This is a genomic window from Vibrio sp. RW (assembly GCF_027587105.1).
GTDB lineage: Bacteria > Pseudomonadota > Gammaproteobacteria > Enterobacterales > Vibrionaceae > Vibrio > Vibrio toranzoniae.
On sequence record NZ_JAPPTM010000010.1, the window covers coordinates 98,008 to 114,628 of the forward strand.

Sequence of the window (16,621 nt, forward strand, 5' to 3'; positions counted from 1 at the left end):
CTAATTGTTATTTAAGACTCGAAGGGCTAATAGTAGGGCAGTAATAGATCGAGCCTCGCAGAAGTCGAGGTGTGTTAGCAGCTCTTCGGCTTGCGAGAGCGGCCATCGCACGACATCTAGTGGCTCTGGTTCATCCCCTTCGAGTTTCTCTGGGTATAGTTCTTCTGCAATGAATAGTGTCATTTTGCTAGAGAAATAAGAGGGCGCGAGGATAACCTCTTTGAGTGGAGTGAGTCTGTTGGCACCATAGCCGATCTCTTCTTTCAGCTCTCGAACGGCGGCTTCAGCAGGTTGTTCACCAGCATCAATGAGTCCTTTAGGGAAGCCAAGTTCATAGCGTTCGGTCCCTGCTGCGTATTCACGCACTAACAGAATATCGCCGTGTTCAGTAATTGGAACCATCATTACGGCATTGCGGCCACTGGGCTTCATGCGTTCGTACGTGCGCTCTTCACCGTTTGAAAAGCGTAAATCGAGCGACTCTATAGAGAACAGTTTTGACTGAGCGACAGTTTGCTGAGCCAATATTTCCGGCTTGGTCCTTTTTGTCATGCGCCCACTCCTTAACTCATTGGATTTTTCGTAGAAAGTCATTCTAATATAGGGGAAATGACGCTGAGTTCCTAGAGGCGAGCTTTCATATCCTAGAATTATTGAACAGGAACCGATTGCGATCACTGCTATTGTTTAAATCAAAGTGGAATCGGGTTTCTACGGCTCAGTGAGTTGATTGAAAAGTGGCATTTTGAATGGCAACAGACAGGCGTTCTCTACCTTTACAAAACAAAAAAAGGTTGATGCTGGTGCATCAACCTTTTTATCCGTTACGAACGCTGAATCAGTGATTAGTAGTAAGAGTGCTCACCACGATCGTGTTCTGTTGCGTCACGAACCGCCGTTAGTTCACCTTCAAATTGTTGAAGAAGTTCTTTCTCGATGCCTTCTTTTAGGGTGACATCAACCATAGAACAACCGTTACAACCGCCACCGAATGCAACGATAGCCGCACCATCTTCAGTGATTTCTACCAAGCTAACGTGGCCACCGTGACCAGCCAGTTGCGGGTTAACCTGTGTTTGAATGGCGTATTCAACACGTTCAGTAAGAGACGCATCATCTGATACTTTACGCATTTTTGCGTTTGGCGCTTTAAGCGTTAGTTGAGAGCCCATTTTGTCTGTTACGAAGTCGATCTCAGCTTCGTCTAGGAATGGTAGGCTTAGCTCATCTACGTACGCAGAGAAAGCGTCGAAAGACAGTTTAGTGTCAGACGCTTCGATAGCATCTGTTGGGCAGTAAGAAACACCACACTCAGCGTTTTGTGTGCCTGGATTTACCACGAACACACGAATGTTTGTACCTTCAGGCTGCTGTGACAGCAGATTGGCAAAGTGAGTTTGAGCTGTTTCTGTAATAGTAATATTTGACACGACGAATACCTGAGTAGATTTGTAGGTTATTAGCGCCATTCTACCCCTGTCAGATTTGTAATTCAGCCCTTTTTTGTTGGATTGCTGTACAAGTAGCGAGCCACAGCTGTTATCCAGAGGGCTCAGGAGTGCGGCAGATGCAGTAAATATCAATCCTTTTCACGCCCACTTCAAGTAGTAATTGGCATAATTGATACACAGTGCTGCCTGTGGTTACAACATCATCAATTATCGCGACGTGAGCATAATTGTTCGTTGAAAAATGCATATTGCGCAGCGTGAAAGCGTTTTTTAGATTGATCTGCCTTGCGGACTTGGTTAATCCTTGCTGCGAAACCGTTGAACGAGAACGACGAAATAAAACCGCGCTTTTGACGTCCAACTCTTGGGCTGCGTAATGGGCTAATAACTGACTCTGGTTAAAGCCCCTGTGAATATACCGTCCCCAATGTAGAGGCACACTGGTTATCAATGGCGCTGGGTGTTCAATACGTGGCGCTAACAGTTTTGATAGATCGCGCGCAAACCAAAATTTATCGGCGTATTTCATCTGTTGGATATAGTGTGCTGTTGGAAAGACGTAGTCACCCACACAATAGAGACGATGCCAAGGTGGTGGATTCGATAGACATTGACCACATTGCTCGACGCTAGTTAAGGTTTTCAAGCCACATTGCTGGCAGCGTGGCTGTTGGCAAAAGAGACCGAGGCAAGTCTGGCACCACCGAGGATGAGTATCGCTGGGGAGTTTGTCTAGTTTGCACAGGTGGCATTGTGATGTGACCAGGCGCGGTGTGTGTTTTTGTAGCCAATCGGATAACATAGCTTGTGATGCTTTTGGGTTATGGTGTTCCTTTTACTCACCATAGTGAAAAATGCAGGTTATTGCTGATGGAAAAAGTAGGGAATATTGAGAATGAGTGACGCGTTGTATTGGCATGTATCCGGGCAAGGAACGGATTTGGTCTTGGTTCACGGTTGGGGAATGAATGGGGCGGTATGGCAGCAAACCGTGGATGCTTTAGAGGCTAATTTCCGAGTTCACGTTGTGGATCTTCCGGGGTATGGACACAGCGCGCATTGCCATGCTCAAAACCTTGAAGAAATTGCTCACCAACTGATGGTCGACGCACCAAAACAAGCGATTTGGGTTGGTTGGTCGCTCGGTGGTTTGGTCGCGACACATATGGCTTTGCATCACTCTGATTACGTAAGCAAACTGGTGACGGTCGCGAGTTCGCCGAAATTTGCTGCTGCAAAAGAACCTGTACTATGGCGAGGTATTCAACCCAACGTATTAACGGCTTTTACCGAGCAGTTAGTTGAAGACTTTCAAACTACTATTGAACGCTTTATGGCATTGCAAGCCATGGGGAGCCCTTCTGCAAGGCAAGATGTAAAACAGCTCAAGCAAGCGGTGTTGTCCCGTCCACTGCCTAACCCTAAGTCGTTGTTAGCTGGTTTGAAAATGTTGTCAGATGTGGACCTCCGTGACCAGTTACCTGAGATTTCAGTGCCTATGTTGCGCTTATACGGTCGATTAGATGGATTGGTGCCAATCAAGGTCGCCAAAGACCTGGGCACAGCCTTGCCTCATACCGAGCAATACATCTTTACTCAGTCTTCGCATGCGCCATTTATGACAGAAGCGGATGCCTTTTGTAGTGAACTGGTCAGCTTCGCTCAAAAATAACTGCTAAATTAATAAATAACTTGGTCGATATATAGACTACCCCTAGAGTAGTTCATATGAATTAGGCCAATGTGGTTGTATTCGCGGTATGGATTTGAACTAGAGGGGCTATGTTTGTGAGCGTTGAGTTGTTGAAGATGATGCTCGCGGCAAACTAGCAATAGCGATGGGCGATTCTTGAGGAGAGTTCGCGATGATTGTGTCACCTGCAACTGCAGTGAGTGTGCCACTAATTGCCCCATCCGTTAATGTGCAAACAGAGCAAGTTGCGCGTGATAATAGAGTTCGAGTACCCGTCGCTCCCGCAGTAGCATTGGCCAAAACCAATGCAGAACGAAAGGTAAAACCGGACGATAAGCGAAGGCAGCAGTCAGCTTGGGATCCTTCAGACCATCCTGGTTATGAAATGGAAAACGAGTCAGAGGCCAATTCGATTAGCCATGAAGAACCTCAAGATCCTTTTGAGCGGTTATTCAGCTTATTGGCACTGAGAACATACAGTGCTGACCAAGGCAAAGGCTATACCATGCGTTTCCGCCTGCCAAAGCATGTTTTAGGTGCGGCGATTCAGGAAGGGCAGATGGAGAAACGACGTAAGGTCATAAAATATCATTATGGTCATGCTGTTGCGCCTCATGCTCCATCGGAAGTGTTGGTTGTATTGTGATTATACTCTTCATACTTGTTGCCTCGCAGCAACTCCAATTATTTTGAGTATAAAAGACGTAGAATACAGCTAAGCTTTGATGTCTTTTTTGAACACATAATAAAAAACCTGCATACCCTTAGGGGTGCAGGTTTTCTGTTTTAGCACGTCAGTTTTGTTGAAGATGAAAACTGACTCGTTAGTCGCCGATTATTCGCTTTAGCGCACCTTATTTCTTCGCTTTCGCAAAGGCAGCAGCGAAAGCACCGCCCATCGCCGCGTTTTGTTGCGGTTCCTCACGACGGCGCTGTCCACCTTGTGAATTTTGATTCGGGCGGTTTTGCGTACGAGGCGCACTTGAACGTTGTGCTCGGTTGTCTTGGCCTGGCTCATCTTTCATGCGCATACTTAGTGCAATACGCTTACGTTGAACATCGACTTCCATCACCTTCACCTTGACGATGTCACCGGCTTTAACCACTTCTCGTGGGTCTGAAACAAAGCGATCGGTGAGCGCAGAGATATGCACCAAGCCGTCTTGGTGAACACCAATATCAACGAAGGCACCAAAGTTGGCCACGTTTGAAACCACACCTTCTAGAATCATGCCCGGCTCTAGATCTGAAACGCTGTTTACGCCATCAGCGAAGGTTGCTGTTTTGAACTCAGGGCGAGGATCTCGGCCCGGTTTATCCAGCTCTTTAATGATGTCGGTTACGGTTGGTACACCAAAGCTTTCGTTGGTGTAATCAATCGCATGTAAACCTCGTAGGAAATCTGTATTGCCCACCAGAGACTTGATGTCTTTGTGGTTTTTCTCAGCGATGGTTTTCACCACGGGGTAAGCTTCTGGGTGAACCGATGAAGCATCCAGCGGGTTCTTGCCATTCATGATACGTAGGAAGCCGGCACACTGTTCAAAGGCTTTTGGCCCCAAACGAGCGACTTTTTTCAATGTGGTACGCGCTTCGAAGCGACCATTCTCATCACGGAAATCCACGATGTTCTGTGCGATGGTGTTAGACAGACCAGCGACGCGAGTCAGCAGTGCGGCAGACGCGGTATTCACATCAACACCCACGGCGTTTACACAGTCTTCGACAATCGCATCTAGGCGTTTAGCGAGCATGGTTTGGCTAACGTCGTGCTGGTATTGGCCCACACCGATCGATTTAGGGTCAATCTTCACCAGCTCTGCCAGTGGATCTTGTAGACGACGAGCGATAGACACCGCACCACGGATCGATACATCCATGTTCGGGAATTCTTTTGCTGCTAATTCAGACGCAGAATACACCGATGCGCCCGCTTCACTAACAATGATTTTTTGCGCTTTTAGATTGCCGCGCTTAATTACGTCAGCCACAAAACTGTCGGTTTCGCGTGAAGCGGTACCATTACCAATCGCAATCAAATCAACATTGAATTGGCGAACCATCTGCTCAACCACGTGTGCAGACTTGTCGTATTGCTTTTGTGGCGGATGAGGGTAAATGGTTTCTGTCGCGAGAACCTTACCGGTTGAATCGACAACGGCGATTTTCGAACCGGTACGTAAACCCGGATCCAAACCCAAAGTTGCTCGAGGGCCAGCAGGCGCCGCCATCAACAAGTCTTTCAAGTTGGTCGCAAATACTTCAATCGCTTCGATCTCTGCGCGCTCTTTCATCGCGCCCATCAATTCGGTTTCCATGTGCATAGACACCTTGATGCGCCATGCCCAGCTGATCACTTGCTTACGCCAAGCATCCGCAGGTGCACTGCTTAGGGTAATGCCGTAGTGATCAGAGATAATGTTTTCGCAGTATGAACCACGAACACCTTCTTCTTGCTTTGGGTCTGCATTCATCGCCAGCGTTAGGAAGCCTTCATTGCGGCCACGTAACATCGCAAGCGCACGGTGAGATGGTACTTTGCTCAGAGCTTCGTTATGCTCGAAGTAGTCTTTGAACTTCTCACCTTCGTTCTCTTTACCAGTCACAACACGAGCGCAAAGCTCTGCATTGCGGTTTAGGTGTTGGCGAATTTTCTCAAGCAGGTTTGCGTCTTCTGCAATGCGCTCCATGATGATCGCACGTGCGCCATCGAGTGCTGCTTTGATGTCGGCAATGCCTTTGTCGTTGCTGATGAAGTTGGCGGCTTCGGTTTCAGGATCGTGCTGTGGTTCATTCCATAACGTATCGGCGAGTGGCTCTAAGCCTGCTTCAATGGCGATCTGACCTTTAGTGCGACGCTTTGGTTTGTACGGTAGATACAGATCTTCTAGGCGCGTCTTGCTGTCGGCTTGAGTGATATCACGCTCTAACTCTGGCGTGAGTTTACCTTGGTCTTGAATCGACTTAAGAATCGTTTGGCGACGATCATCAAGTTCACGAAGGTAAGAAAGGCGACTATCAAGGTTACGTAGTTGGGTATCGTCTAAGCCTCCCGTCACTTCTTTACGGTAACGGGCAATAAAGGGAACGGTGTTACCGTCGTCAATTAGGTTTACTGCGGCGGTGACTTGCTCTGAACGAACATTCAGTTCTTCAGCGATCAGTCGACAGATAGCTTGGCTCATCCGATGAATCTCTAGTTTGATGTTGATGGCCCTATTCTACGGAGTAAAGTAGCGCAAGCAAGCGGTGATATGTCAATGATGTGTAAGCATGAAGCGATATGTGAAGCGGAAAAAATCCGCCTCTCTCGGCCTGTTAAAGATTGGGTTTCAATGGGTGGCTAACGGCAATCGGTAAGGCTTAAAACCTATCCACCCTATACGGAGCAACATCAAACTCAGGCTCTGTTTTACGCAACAAGCTGATCACCAACTCCGCGCTAATAGCGGCTTGAGTCAATCCTAAGTGCTGATGGCCAAAAGCAAACAATAATTGTGGATGATGTGGGTGTCGATCTATCACCGGCAGTGAATCGGCAATCGTGGGCCTGTGTCCCATCCATTCACTCACTGGCAACGCCGAATTGTTCAATAACGGCAGCAGTTGCCTGCTGTGATGACGTAGCACATGAAACCTGTGAGTAAACGCTGGTAAACGCAAGCCTCCTATTTCTGTTATCCCCACGACCCTTAAACCAGACGCCAATGGGCTCATAACAAATTTACGCTCTGCTGAGCCAATCGGATGTTTGAGTGGCTTAGATTTCAAATCCGTTGTATCCAAGTCCGTTGTATCTATCGTCAAGTGATACCCACGCTCAGCTTCGAGTGGAACGGAAATGCCCACTTGTTGTAGTAATGGTTTCCCCCACGCTCCCGTACAAAGTATCGTATGCTCAAACACATGCAAATCCGTGGTGACCACTCTCACGGAATTACCTTGTGGGTGAATTTTGTCTACTTCAGCTTGTTCAAAGCATCCCCCGCGGGCCTGAAAAACCGCAAATAAATGTTTTGATAGGAGGTAAGGGTCTTTAACTCGGCAAGCATTGGGAAAAAACAGAGCATGACTGACCGTCTCAGCCAGCCCTGGTTCTTTTTCCCTCAGTTGTGCTCCTTGCAATAAGACGCTTTCTATTTCCCACTGTGCAAGGTAAGCAGCATGCGCTTTTGCCTCTTCTAATTTGCTTGCTGATTCCCATACCAATAAATAACCTGACGGTACGAGATGTTCTTGGGCTCCAATATCGGCTAAGCAGCGCTGCCAAGCGGGAACGGCTGCTTGATTGAGTTGATAGAGCGCTTTTCGGCTTGCCTCAACTTTTGAAGAAGAGGCTGACCGAACAAAGCGTGCTAACCAAGGGATCGCCTTGGGTAGATACTGCCACGGTAGTGCCAGCGGACCTTTTGGGTCTATCCACATTTTTGGCGCAGAAGACAATATCTTTTTCGTTGCCAAAGGATCCATCAATTCTGTGGCTAAGTAACCCGCATTGCCAAACGAAGCCCCTTTACCCGGCAGTCCCTTATCAAACAGTGTGACGTGATAGCCATGGCGCTGCGCTTTTAGGGCTGTACAAAGGCCAATGACTCCAGCACCAATTACTGCAACAGTGGACTGAACTTCATTCGGTGTGTGTATAGCGGATTGTGTCATGTTTTACCTACTGGCTTAGCGAAAGAATCGTGTGTTATATGGATCAGTGGGGGCTGCCACTGGTGGCTGAAACCACCTCATTATTGGTCGCTTCGTTTTTCTCGGTGCGCTTTGAGAACCACCCTGTTTGAGCGTAAATAATGCCGATAGTGGGTGACAACCAACAAGCAAATGCCAATGGTGCGTATAGCAAGGCACTGTAATCACCGGGAGTGACAACCAGCCCTAATGTTCCCATCACAAATGCGCCACCCGCATTCCAAGGGATCAAGGGCGAGACTAATGTGCCTCCTTCTTCAATCGCTCTGGATAGATTTAGTCTGCTATAACCGAGTTTGTCGTATTGCGGTCCAAACATACGGCCAGGTAACGCGATAGAGAGGTACACATCACCCGATACGGCGTTGGTCGCTACCGAAGTGAGGATGGCATTGGTTTGTAACCCTCTGAAACCTCGAGTGGACTTCATTATTGCATTGACGACAGACTCCAAACATCCGGTACGCTCCAGCGCGCCACCAAATGCCAACGCAAACATCATTAAGGTAATCACCCAGGTCATGGATGTGACGCCACCACGATTCAACAAATTATCCAGCGCTGCAGATCCTGTCTCTATTTTGTATCCACTGTGGGCAAATGTCAGAATGTCATTCAGGTTGTAATCATAATTATGCACCGCCACACCGGCACCGAAAACAAAGCCTGTAAACAGGGCAGGGATCGGCGCTATTTTGTAAAAAGCGAGCACCATCACCACCAAAAGTGGCAGCAAAGGAAGAAAACCAAGAGAGAAATGACTCTCCAAACCCGATTGAATAGCGGTGATTTCTTGTAGCTGCTGAGCGCCTGATGTCGTATCGCTCATCACCACGCCACCAAGAATGGAGTACAGCGTTAAAGCAATTAGCATGGCTGGAATGGTGGTCGGCATCATGTTGCGAATATGAGCGAACACATTAGTTTCTGTCACAGCGGCGGCAAGGTTGGTCGTATCAGACAATGGTGAGATTTTATCGCCAAAAAAAGCACCAGATACAACGGCTCCCGCCGTCCAGTAGACTGGGATACCAAAAGCAAAACCAATACCCACTAAGGCAAGGCCCACCGTACCGACAGTGGTCCAACTCGAACCAATAGAAAGGGAAACGACAGAGCACAATAACATTGTGGCAGCCAGAAACCATTCAGGTTCGATTAACACTAAACCGTAATAGATCAGCGTCGGTACCGTACCACTGGCAATCCAAGTGCTGACTAGCATACCCACAACAATAAGGGTTGCTATTGAAGGCATCGCCACGTGTAAAACACGAAATGCACCGGACTCTATGTCCTGCCACCGAAGCCCTTGATACCAACCAACCAGCGCGGTAATAGCGAAGCCAATGGCCAGCGCAATATGGGGGGTGAAGTCGTCATAATAAAAAATTTGTGTCGCTAACAGCGCAATGGTGAGAATAATCGGTACGATCGCCAAGCCTAATGGTGGTGGCGTCGTATAATCTGAATTCTTTTTAGTCATAGGTATTTTTCCAAATAAAGTCACGAGAACCACACCAAGCAAGGTGCGCCGCGTATGGAAATCCTGCTAGTGGATAAACAGGCGACAGCAAAATAAAAGGCCAAGTACACGTCGGCCTTATTACCATTTAAATGCTCTGTACTGACTGGTAAGCCAGAATCGCGCCAGCCAGATCTTCACGAGAATCACCGACCGATTTGAAAAGAGTGATTGCGGCTTCAGGATCGTCAAGGCCTGCACGCCCCGCATGTTGACCACTGCACAAGGTTGAGAAATCGGCTAAGATACTCTCTTCGGTAATCGCGCCATCACGGATAGGCATGATCAACTCGCCCGTCTCAACCAGTGCAGCTGCTTTCACATCCACAAAAACATTGGCTCGTTTTAGCGCTTCATTGTTGGTTTCACGCATCGTAGGGGTAAAGCTTCCTACTAAGTCTAAATGCGCACCGGGTTTAAGCCACTCACCTTTAATGATTGGGGCCGTTGAAAGCGTTGCACAACTAATCAGATCAGCGTCTCTTGCTATCGCTTCCAGTTGATCATTTGGGCAGGCAACAGCGTCCACTCCTTCATCGCGTAGTTCTGTTGCTAATTGCTCAGCAGCGGACTGATTAATATCCCACACATGAACGGTCTTGATTGGGCGTACACTCATATGGGCTGGGACTAAACGTCGTGCCACTCTTCCAGCTCCAACCATCAGCATTTTGCTCGCCGTTTCACGTGATAGATAATGAGAAGCTAATGCTGAAGCGGCCGCGGTTCTGCGTGCCGTTAGTTCGTTCCCATCAATCTGAGCTAACATTTTTCCTGTTTTACCACAGCTAAGTAGATAATGGCTGCTGAGCCCTGGTTGATTACGAGCAGAGTTGCCCGGAAATACATTGACCTGTTTCACTCCCAAATACTCACCTTCAATCCATGCCGGCATTAATAGCAAAGTCGCGCTAGGATCTTGCGGTACATTCATGGTGTGGTGATGACGAATCGGTGCCGTTACATCGCGAGTGAAAATATCCTTTAGCGCGTCGACTAAAGGTAGCCACGGTAGTGCGTTGTGAACCTGTTGTTGGTTAAGTTGCATGTCATTCTTCCTTCCCTGTTAATATATTGTTATGTTATCTGTTAAAAGAGATGAACATTTGCCTGAGACTCTGTGGTATTTAACTCAGACTCCGAAAGTGAAAGATTTTGGGGAAGGAAGCACTACAGTGGGAAAACTAAGCACACAGATAAACGTAGGAAAGATACGGTGAATCAAACTCAGATCAGACGAAATGTTATTGCTAGACGCCAGGGTCAGCACCTACACAGCTATGCTCAAGTACTGCTAGGTTGGCGAGGTACCATGGCGTGTGAGTTTGAACGTGAAAGTGGGCAAATAGGTCACGGTACGGTGGCGGTCATCCCCAATAACGCACCGCATTTTTATAATGGCCTAAGTGAAGACAGTGAGTTATTGGTCATTGACTTAGCACCTGCCGATCCTTACATCCAAGCTCTAGAGCAAGCGTGTAATTTGTCATTACAGGAATCGATATTTCAGCAGCCTTACTTTTTAGATTTAGGGGCCGAAAGCCAGATATTATTGGACTTTGCCGCTCAGAAAGTTCGGCAAGATACGATGTCACCACAGATAAACTGCCAGTTAGTGTCGTTGTTTTTAACGCAATTAGGCCAAATGTCTGCATCATCTACCACGCCTTCACCTCACCGCCGTTTAGAAACGAGTTACTTAAATGCTTACATCGACCAACACATCGCGACTGCGTTAACGAATGCTCAGCTTGCCCACGCAATGCATTTGAGTGAGAGCCACTTTTACTGTTTATGCCAAAAACAGTTTGGGGTGACACCGCAAAAATATGTCATGCAGCGACGCATGCAAAAAGCACAGCTTTTACTTCGCAACAGCAACATGCCAATGACTGAACTCGCGGCCGAGGTTGGCTTTTCTCAGCTATCGAGTTTTTCTCGTGCCTACAAACGCAGCTTTCAACATTCGCCTAGCGACACACGCCGAAAGCCACGCTAATAACAAATCGATAGGTCACGCTTATTCGGTTTATTAATAGTGAATCGAGTTAATGAACCACTCTTTGTCGCCTTCCGGTGTTTTTACCGTAAACTCATCATCCACTTCTTTCTTCAGCAGAGCTCTAGCCATTGGTGAGTCGATAGAGATATAGCCTTTAGCATCGCCATAGATCTCCTCTGGGCCGACAATTCGAAACTTTTTAATGTCCCCCTCATCATTCTCAATTTCGACCCAAGCACCGAAAAACACTTTACCTTCTTGCTGCGGAGAGTAATCAACGATAGTGACATCAGGTAGGAATTTGCGTAAGAAACGCACTCGACGATCAATCTGACGAAGCAAACGCTTATTGAACGTATAATCTGCGTTTTCCGAACGATCTCCAAGGCTTGCAGCCCAAGTGACTATTTTTGTGATTTCTGGACGTTTTTCGTGCCATAAATGGTCATGTTCTGCTTTGAGCTTGTTATAACCTTCTCGGGTGATAAGTTTGGTTTTCATAAATCGGACTTAATGAAATGATGTTCTAAGATAGAATATATAGAAAGGCAACATACGTTAACAATTATTTAGGCGACTTTTTCCCCAATAATGTTACATTTTTAATGTCTTATACAATTTACCAAAAATGCTTAACCTACGGTTTGAGCTTTAATAGGTGGAACCATTACATGCAAGAAAACTACAAAATTTTAGTGGTCGATGACGATGCTCGCTTACGTGCATTGTTGGAACGCTATCTGTCTGAGCAGGGCTTTCAAGTGCGTAGCGTGGCAAACAGTGAGCAGATGGACCGCCTGTTAACCCGTGAAAATTTTCACTTGATGGTATTGGATTTAATGATGCCGGGCGAAGATGGCCTCTCGATCTGTCGTCGTCTACGCAACGCAAATAACTCACTGCCTATTTTAATGCTGACAGCAAAGGGTGATGAGGTCGACCGTATTGTGGGTTTGGAAGTGGGAGCCGATGACTACCTGCCGAAACCATTTAACCCGCGTGAGCTTTTGGCTCGTATTAAAGCGGTAATGCGCCGCCAAGTGATTGAAGCACCGGGCGCACCAAGCACGGAAGAGTCTGTGGTTGAATTTGGTGAGTTCCGCCTGAACCTAGGTACGCGTGAAATGTTCCGCGGTGATGAGCCAATGCCACTGACTTCTGGTGAGTTTGCTGTGTTGAAGTCACTTGTGACCAACGCTCGTGAGCCAATGTCTCGCGATAAGCTAATGAACATGGCACGTGGCCGTGAATATGCCGCGATGGAACGTTCTATTGATGTTCAGATTTCACGTCTGCGTCGCCTTGTTGAAGAAGACCCAAGTAAACCCCGTTATATCCAAACCGTGTGGGGCCTAGGTTATGTCTTCGTTCCAGAAGGTAAAGCGGTGTAATCTCGCGTTATAAGATCAAAAGCGGCTTTACCGGTTCTGTGATTCAGAGTTTATTATTTACGGGTCATCTCATTGATATGTGATGGCCCGTTTTGTATTCAGCACAATGAGAGATACCAATCGTAGTAAATAACTGCTCATCCTAGCTTGTTAAAACGCTCGATAACTTCGTTAGAAATTTTGATTGTAGAATAACTACTTATCAAAAATTGCTGCCTTGTTCTCAAGCCTTTTTCCGGCGCTATTTATGATCATTTACTTACTGTGATTGGTATTACAGCTATAGTTCCCATTATGTCCCTTTATCATCCCTCACTTTAGGCCTTCTATGCGTATACGTAGCTCCTTTACCCAGTCGATAGTGCTCTTGTTAACTTTGCTGGTTGCCAGCCAAGTTTTTTCTTACTACGCCGTATTTAACTATGCTTTGATGCCGAGTTTGCAGCAGTTTAATAAGATCTTGGCTCATGAGTTAAACCTAGTGTTGGATCAAGACAGTGACATGAATATCGAGATTGATGCACCGCTACGTCAGCGTGTGCTTGAACAGCTAGGAGTCACCGTTCATGCCAAGGACAGCGGAGCGGCGGATGAGTATTACCATGCGGTGGCGATTGACCTGATGAGCGAGGAGATGACCAAAGAACTCGGCTCTGAGACGGAAGTGCGGTTGATGTTAGGCAAAGAGAGTTATGTGTTGTGGATGGACATTGCGCAGTTACCTAATTCTTTAATTCGTATTCCGCTATCAGAGTTGCAAGAGGAAGATTTTGCCCCTCTTTTTCGTAATAGCTTGATCATGGCGATGTTGATTGTTGCAGGTGGTTGGTTGTTTATTCGATTACAGAACCGACCATTAATCACCTTGGAGAAAGCGGCGCAAGGTGTCGGGCGAGGTGAGATTCCCCCACCATTGCCAGTTCAAGGTGCACAAGAGATTCGTTCCGTCACTCGAGCCTTTAATCAAATGTCGAAAGGAATACAAGAATTGGAAGAAGATCGAGCGCTGCTGATGGCGGGTATCAGCCACGATTTACGTACTCCATTAACGCGTATTCGCTTAGCGACAGAGATGATGTCTCCAGAGGAGAGTTACTTAGCAGAAGGGATCATCAGTGATACCGAAGAGTGTAACGAGATCATCAGTCAGTTTATGGACTACCTGAAGCCAGTCGACCGAGATTCATTCCAAGCGGTGTTTATCGATGATATTGCCCGTGAAGTTGCGATATCTGAGGGTGGATACGAGGTACAGATTGAAACTGACATTTCAGAATCAATGAAACCCACCTTAGGGAACCCGATTGAAATGAAGCGTGCGGTGAGCAACTTGGTGGTCAACGCGCTGCGTTATGGTCATGGTTGGGTCAAGGTATCGACGGGAATGACAGCCGACAATAAGCTTGCTTGGGTAACGGTGGAAGATAATGGGCCGGGTATTCCGCAAGACCAGGTCGGCAAGCTGTTTGAGCCGTTCACGCGTGGCGATACGGCGCGTGGCAGTGAAGGTACAGGCTTGGGCTTGGCTATTGTCAAACGTATTGTCAGCCAGCACCAAGGCGCAGTGGTGGTGAACAATCGTAGTGAAGGTGGTTTGAAAGCGCAGATCAGTTTCCCTGTTAAACCTTAGAGCTGAACTGACTAGTACGAAAAGGCTTCCTTGAGGGAAGCCTTTTGACGTTTTGGGTTAACGTTACTTTGTTCATTAAGCCTTAGAATACACATCACGCTCGCCCAGCCAACGGTTGATGATCGCTTTGGCATTCTCTGGGTAGCTGTCGTGAATATGACGCGCAATACGCTGCACTTCAGGAATCAGTCGCTGGTCACGAACTAAGTCGGCAATCTTGAAGTCGGCTAAGCCTGTCTGTTTGGTACCAAGCAGTTCACCGGGGCCTCGAATCTCTAAGTCACGCTGTGCAATCACAAAGCCATCGTTACTTTCACGCAGCACACCTAAGCGCTTCTGAGCGGTTTTAGACAGTGGAGAGTGGTACAGCAATACACAGTGACTTGCGACCGAGCCACGGCCAACACGGCCACGCAGCTGGTGGAGTTGTGCTAGGCCAAGACGCTCTGGGTTTTCGATGATCATTAAGCTCGAATTCGGCACATCCACACCGACTTCAATCACGGTTGTTGCAACTAACAGGTGCAGTTTGTTCTCTTTGAACTCCTGCATCACTGCTTGCTTCTCGGCTGGCTTCATCCGTCCATGCACCAAACCAATTTTTACGTCTGGTAGTTTGCGTTGCAGCTCTTCTGCAGTATCAGCCGCAGCTTGCGCTTCTAATACTTCCGACTCATCAATTAGCGTACACACCCAATAGGCCTGCTTGCCCTCATTGAGACACGCATTTCTCACTCGTTCGACAATATCATCCCGTTTGGTGTCAGGAATTGCCACGGTTTGAATGGGCGTTCGCCCCGGCGGTAATTCATCAATAATCGAAGTTTCGAGATCGGCATAGGCGGTCATGGCGAGTGTTCGTGGGATGGGGGTTGCGGTCATTACCAACTGGTGAGGGTAGTAGCCTTGCTTAGCGCCTTTCTCACGCAGCTCTAATCGCTGGTGGACACCAAATCGGTGCTGTTCATCAATGATCACCAAGCCAAGGTTTTTGAACTCGACATGCTCTTGGAATAGGGCATGCGTACCGACCACCATTTGCGCTTCGCCACTGGCAATACGCGCCAGCTCAGTTTCACGAGCCTTACCTTTGAGTTTGCCAGCCAGCCAGCCGACTTGAATGCCCATCGCTTCAAACCAGTTGGCGAAGTTGATCGCATGCTGTTCGGCTAACAGTTCAGTGGGGGCCATCAGCGCTACTTGTTGGTCATGTTCTAATGCTCGAACGGCTGCCAGTGCAGCGACTAAGGTTTTACCTGAGCCTACATCACCCTGCACTAAACGCATCATTGGGTGCGGCTTTTCAAGGTCAGCTTCGATCTCTTTGGTTACTCGTGCTTGAGCATTGGTTGGCGAAAACGGCAGCTGAGCCAATAGCTTGTCTTTAAGTGTATGTACTGGAGGAAAGGGCATCGCTTTGTCTTGCTGCCCTTTGCTACGAACCGACAACATCGACAGGTTTTGAGCCAGTAACTCTTCCATAATCAGGCGCAGCTGCGCAGGGTGTTTACCTTCATCAAACAGCTCTAGGTCGATGCCCGGAGGTGGTCTGTGAATGGTGTGCAGTGCTTGGGCGAGGGTAATTTGGTGATCGTATAAACCTGAAGGCAAAAGTTCATTCACGGCGGCCTTGTCGATCAGCTCTAACGCTTGCTCAGTCAGATTGCGCAGTGTGACTTGTCTTAGTCCTTCAGTGGTTGGGTATACAGGGGTCAGGTTCGCTTCAACGTCAGGTTGCTGCCTTGGGGCAAAGAATTTGTAATCCGGGTGGACGATCTCCAGCCCCATATTGCCGCGCTTAATCTCACCATAAGCATGCACTTGTTTGCCTTCGGCAAAGTTATTTTTCATGCCGGCGGTAAAGTTGAAAAAACGCAGAGTAATGGTGCCGTTACCATCACTGATTTTTACCGCTAACATCTTACGTTTACCAAAAATGGTATCGACGTGCATCACCTTGCCTTGCACTGCCGCCCAAAGGCCTGCGTGCAGTTTTACGATGGGATAGATACGTGTTCTATCTTCATAGCGTAAAGGGAGGTGAAACAGCAGATCTTGTACGTTGTTAAGCCCAACCTTTTCCAGTTTCTCTGCGACTTTAGCGCCGACTCCAGATAAAGAGTTGAGAGGGATAGCAGATAAAAGCTGTGACATAACAAGGCTCATATACGTAAGAGAGATGATCTATTCAAGCATTTTACTGGATTTTTGTACAGGATAAAGCTTAGAAG

14 protein-coding genes are annotated in these 16,621 nt (G+C 47.5%); 5 read left to right on the top strand and 9 right to left on the bottom strand.

Going from position 1 to position 16,621, the window contains the following annotated elements:
• From nudE to OCT63_RS21505, 3 genes are all read right to left on the bottom strand, one after another.
• Positions 1-552 carry an ADP compounds hydrolase NudE gene (nudE, locus tag OCT63_RS11415; protein ID WP_060466918.1) on the bottom strand — a complete coding sequence of 184 codons (552 nt, stop codon included), beginning with the start codon at positions 550-552 and terminating at the stop codon, positions 1-3.
• Positions 553-845: 293 nt separating this feature from the next.
• Positions 846-1,430, bottom strand: coding sequence for a Fe-S biogenesis protein NfuA (nfuA, locus tag OCT63_RS11420; protein ID WP_029626881.1), 585 nt, complete (start codon positions 1,428-1,430; stop codon positions 846-848).
• Positions 1,431-1,539: 109 nt separating this feature from the next.
• Positions 1,540-2,253 (bottom strand): ComF family protein, encoded by a 714-nt coding sequence (locus OCT63_RS21505; RefSeq protein ID WP_333482694.1) that lies wholly within the window; start codon positions 2,251-2,253, stop codon positions 1,540-1,542.
• 93 nt (positions 2,254-2,346) lie between these two features.
• On the opposite strand from OCT63_RS21505, the gene bioH reads away from it, so the two are divergent.
• Together bioH and OCT63_RS11435 are read left to right on the top strand one after the other, a co-directional pair.
• Positions 2,347-3,123 carry a pimeloyl-ACP methyl ester esterase BioH gene (gene bioH / locus OCT63_RS11430; RefSeq protein WP_017055618.1) on the top strand — a complete coding sequence of 259 codons (777 nt, stop codon included), beginning with the start codon at positions 2,347-2,349 and terminating at the stop codon, positions 3,121-3,123.
• 193 nt (positions 3,124-3,316) lie between these two features.
• Positions 3,317-3,790 (top strand): hypothetical protein, encoded by a 474-nt coding sequence (locus tag OCT63_RS11435; protein ID WP_060466920.1) that lies wholly within the window; start codon positions 3,317-3,319, stop codon positions 3,788-3,790.
• Positions 3,791-3,998: 208 nt separating this feature from the next.
• Here the strand turns inward: OCT63_RS11435 and OCT63_RS11440 are convergent, their stop codons facing one another.
• The 4 genes from OCT63_RS11440 to OCT63_RS11455 form a co-directional block, all read right to left on the bottom strand.
• Positions 3,999-6,329 carry a Tex family protein gene (locus OCT63_RS11440; RefSeq protein WP_269983747.1) on the bottom strand — a complete coding sequence of 777 codons (2,331 nt, stop codon included), beginning with the start codon at positions 6,327-6,329 and terminating at the stop codon, positions 3,999-4,001.
• 178 nt (positions 6,330-6,507) lie between these two features.
• Positions 6,508-7,803: an NAD(P)/FAD-dependent oxidoreductase gene (locus tag OCT63_RS11445; protein ID WP_269983748.1), complete on the bottom strand. Its 1,296-nt coding sequence runs from the start codon at positions 7,801-7,803 to the stop codon at positions 6,508-6,510.
• A gap of 43 nt (positions 7,804-7,846) precedes the next feature.
• Positions 7,847-9,328, bottom strand: coding sequence for a Na+/H+ antiporter NhaC (gene nhaC, locus OCT63_RS11450; RefSeq protein WP_269983749.1), 1,482 nt, complete (start codon positions 9,326-9,328; stop codon positions 7,847-7,849).
• Between the two features lie 127 nt (positions 9,329-9,455).
• Complete coding sequence (locus tag OCT63_RS11455) at positions 9,456-10,415, bottom strand: ornithine cyclodeaminase family protein (protein WP_161672373.1); 960 nt, start codon at positions 10,413-10,415, stop codon at positions 9,456-9,458.
• 168 nt (positions 10,416-10,583) lie between these two features.
• Here OCT63_RS11455 and OCT63_RS11460 point away from each other — a divergent pair, with 168 nt between their 5' ends.
• Entirely contained in the window at positions 10,584-11,366 is a 783-nt protein-coding gene (locus tag OCT63_RS11460; protein WP_161687373.1) for an AraC family transcriptional regulator, read from the top strand.
• A 33-nt stretch (positions 11,367-11,399) separates the two neighbouring features.
• On the opposite strand, the gene greB is transcribed toward OCT63_RS11460, so the two are convergent.
• Positions 11,400-11,870, bottom strand: coding sequence for a transcription elongation factor GreB (greB, locus tag OCT63_RS11465; RefSeq protein WP_269983750.1), 471 nt, complete (start codon positions 11,868-11,870; stop codon positions 11,400-11,402).
• A gap of 170 nt (positions 11,871-12,040) precedes the next feature.
• Here greB and ompR point away from each other — a divergent pair, with 170 nt between their 5' ends.
• Positions 12,041-12,760, top strand: coding sequence for an osmolarity response regulator transcription factor OmpR (gene ompR, locus OCT63_RS11470; RefSeq protein WP_046223430.1), 720 nt, complete (start codon positions 12,041-12,043; stop codon positions 12,758-12,760).
• A gap of 328 nt (positions 12,761-13,088) precedes the next feature.
• Positions 13,089-14,390: a two-component system sensor histidine kinase EnvZ gene (envZ, locus tag OCT63_RS11475; protein WP_060466927.1), complete on the top strand. Its 1,302-nt coding sequence runs from the start codon at positions 13,089-13,091 to the stop codon at positions 14,388-14,390.
• A gap of 75 nt (positions 14,391-14,465) precedes the next feature.
• Here the strand turns inward: envZ and recG are convergent, their stop codons facing one another.
• Positions 14,466-16,544: an ATP-dependent DNA helicase RecG gene (gene recG, locus OCT63_RS11480; RefSeq protein WP_269983751.1), complete on the bottom strand. Its 2,079-nt coding sequence runs from the start codon at positions 16,542-16,544 to the stop codon at positions 14,466-14,468.
• Positions 16,545-16,621: the final 77 nt, after the last annotated feature.

Bases quoted from the DNA above. Each gene is read 5' to 3' on its own strand.
- nudE (WP_060466918.1), bottom strand. From the start codon at position 552: ATGACAAAAAGGACCAAGCCGGAAATATTGGCTCAGCAAACTGTCGCT.
- OCT63_RS21505 (WP_333482694.1), bottom strand. From the start codon at position 2,253: ATGTTATCCGATTGGCTACAAAAACACACACCGCGCCTGGTCACATCA.
- bioH (WP_017055618.1), top strand. From the start codon at position 2,347: ATGAGTGACGCGTTGTATTGGCATGTATCCGGGCAAGGAACGGATTTG.
- OCT63_RS11435 (WP_060466920.1), top strand. From the start codon at position 3,317: ATGATTGTGTCACCTGCAACTGCAGTGAGTGTGCCACTAATTGCCCCA.
- OCT63_RS11440 (WP_269983747.1), bottom strand. From the start codon at position 6,329: ATGAGCCAAGCTATCTGTCGACTGATCGCTGAAGAACTGAATGTTCGT.
- OCT63_RS11445 (WP_269983748.1), bottom strand. From the start codon at position 7,803: ATGACACAATCCGCTATACACACACCGAATGAAGTTCAGTCCACTGTT.
- nhaC (WP_269983749.1), bottom strand. From the start codon at position 9,328: ATGACTAAAAAGAATTCAGATTATACGACGCCACCACCATTAGGCTTG.
- OCT63_RS11455 (WP_161672373.1), bottom strand. From the start codon at position 10,415: ATGCAACTTAACCAACAACAGGTTCACAACGCACTACCGTGGCTACCT.
- greB (WP_269983750.1), bottom strand. From the start codon at position 11,870: ATGAAAACCAAACTTATCACCCGAGAAGGTTATAACAAGCTCAAAGCA.
- ompR (WP_046223430.1), top strand. From the start codon at position 12,041: ATGCAAGAAAACTACAAAATTTTAGTGGTCGATGACGATGCTCGCTTA.
- envZ (WP_060466927.1), top strand. From the start codon at position 13,089: ATGCGTATACGTAGCTCCTTTACCCAGTCGATAGTGCTCTTGTTAACT.
- recG (WP_269983751.1), bottom strand. From the start codon at position 16,544: ATGTCACAGCTTTTATCTGCTATCCCTCTCAACTCTTTATCTGGAGTC.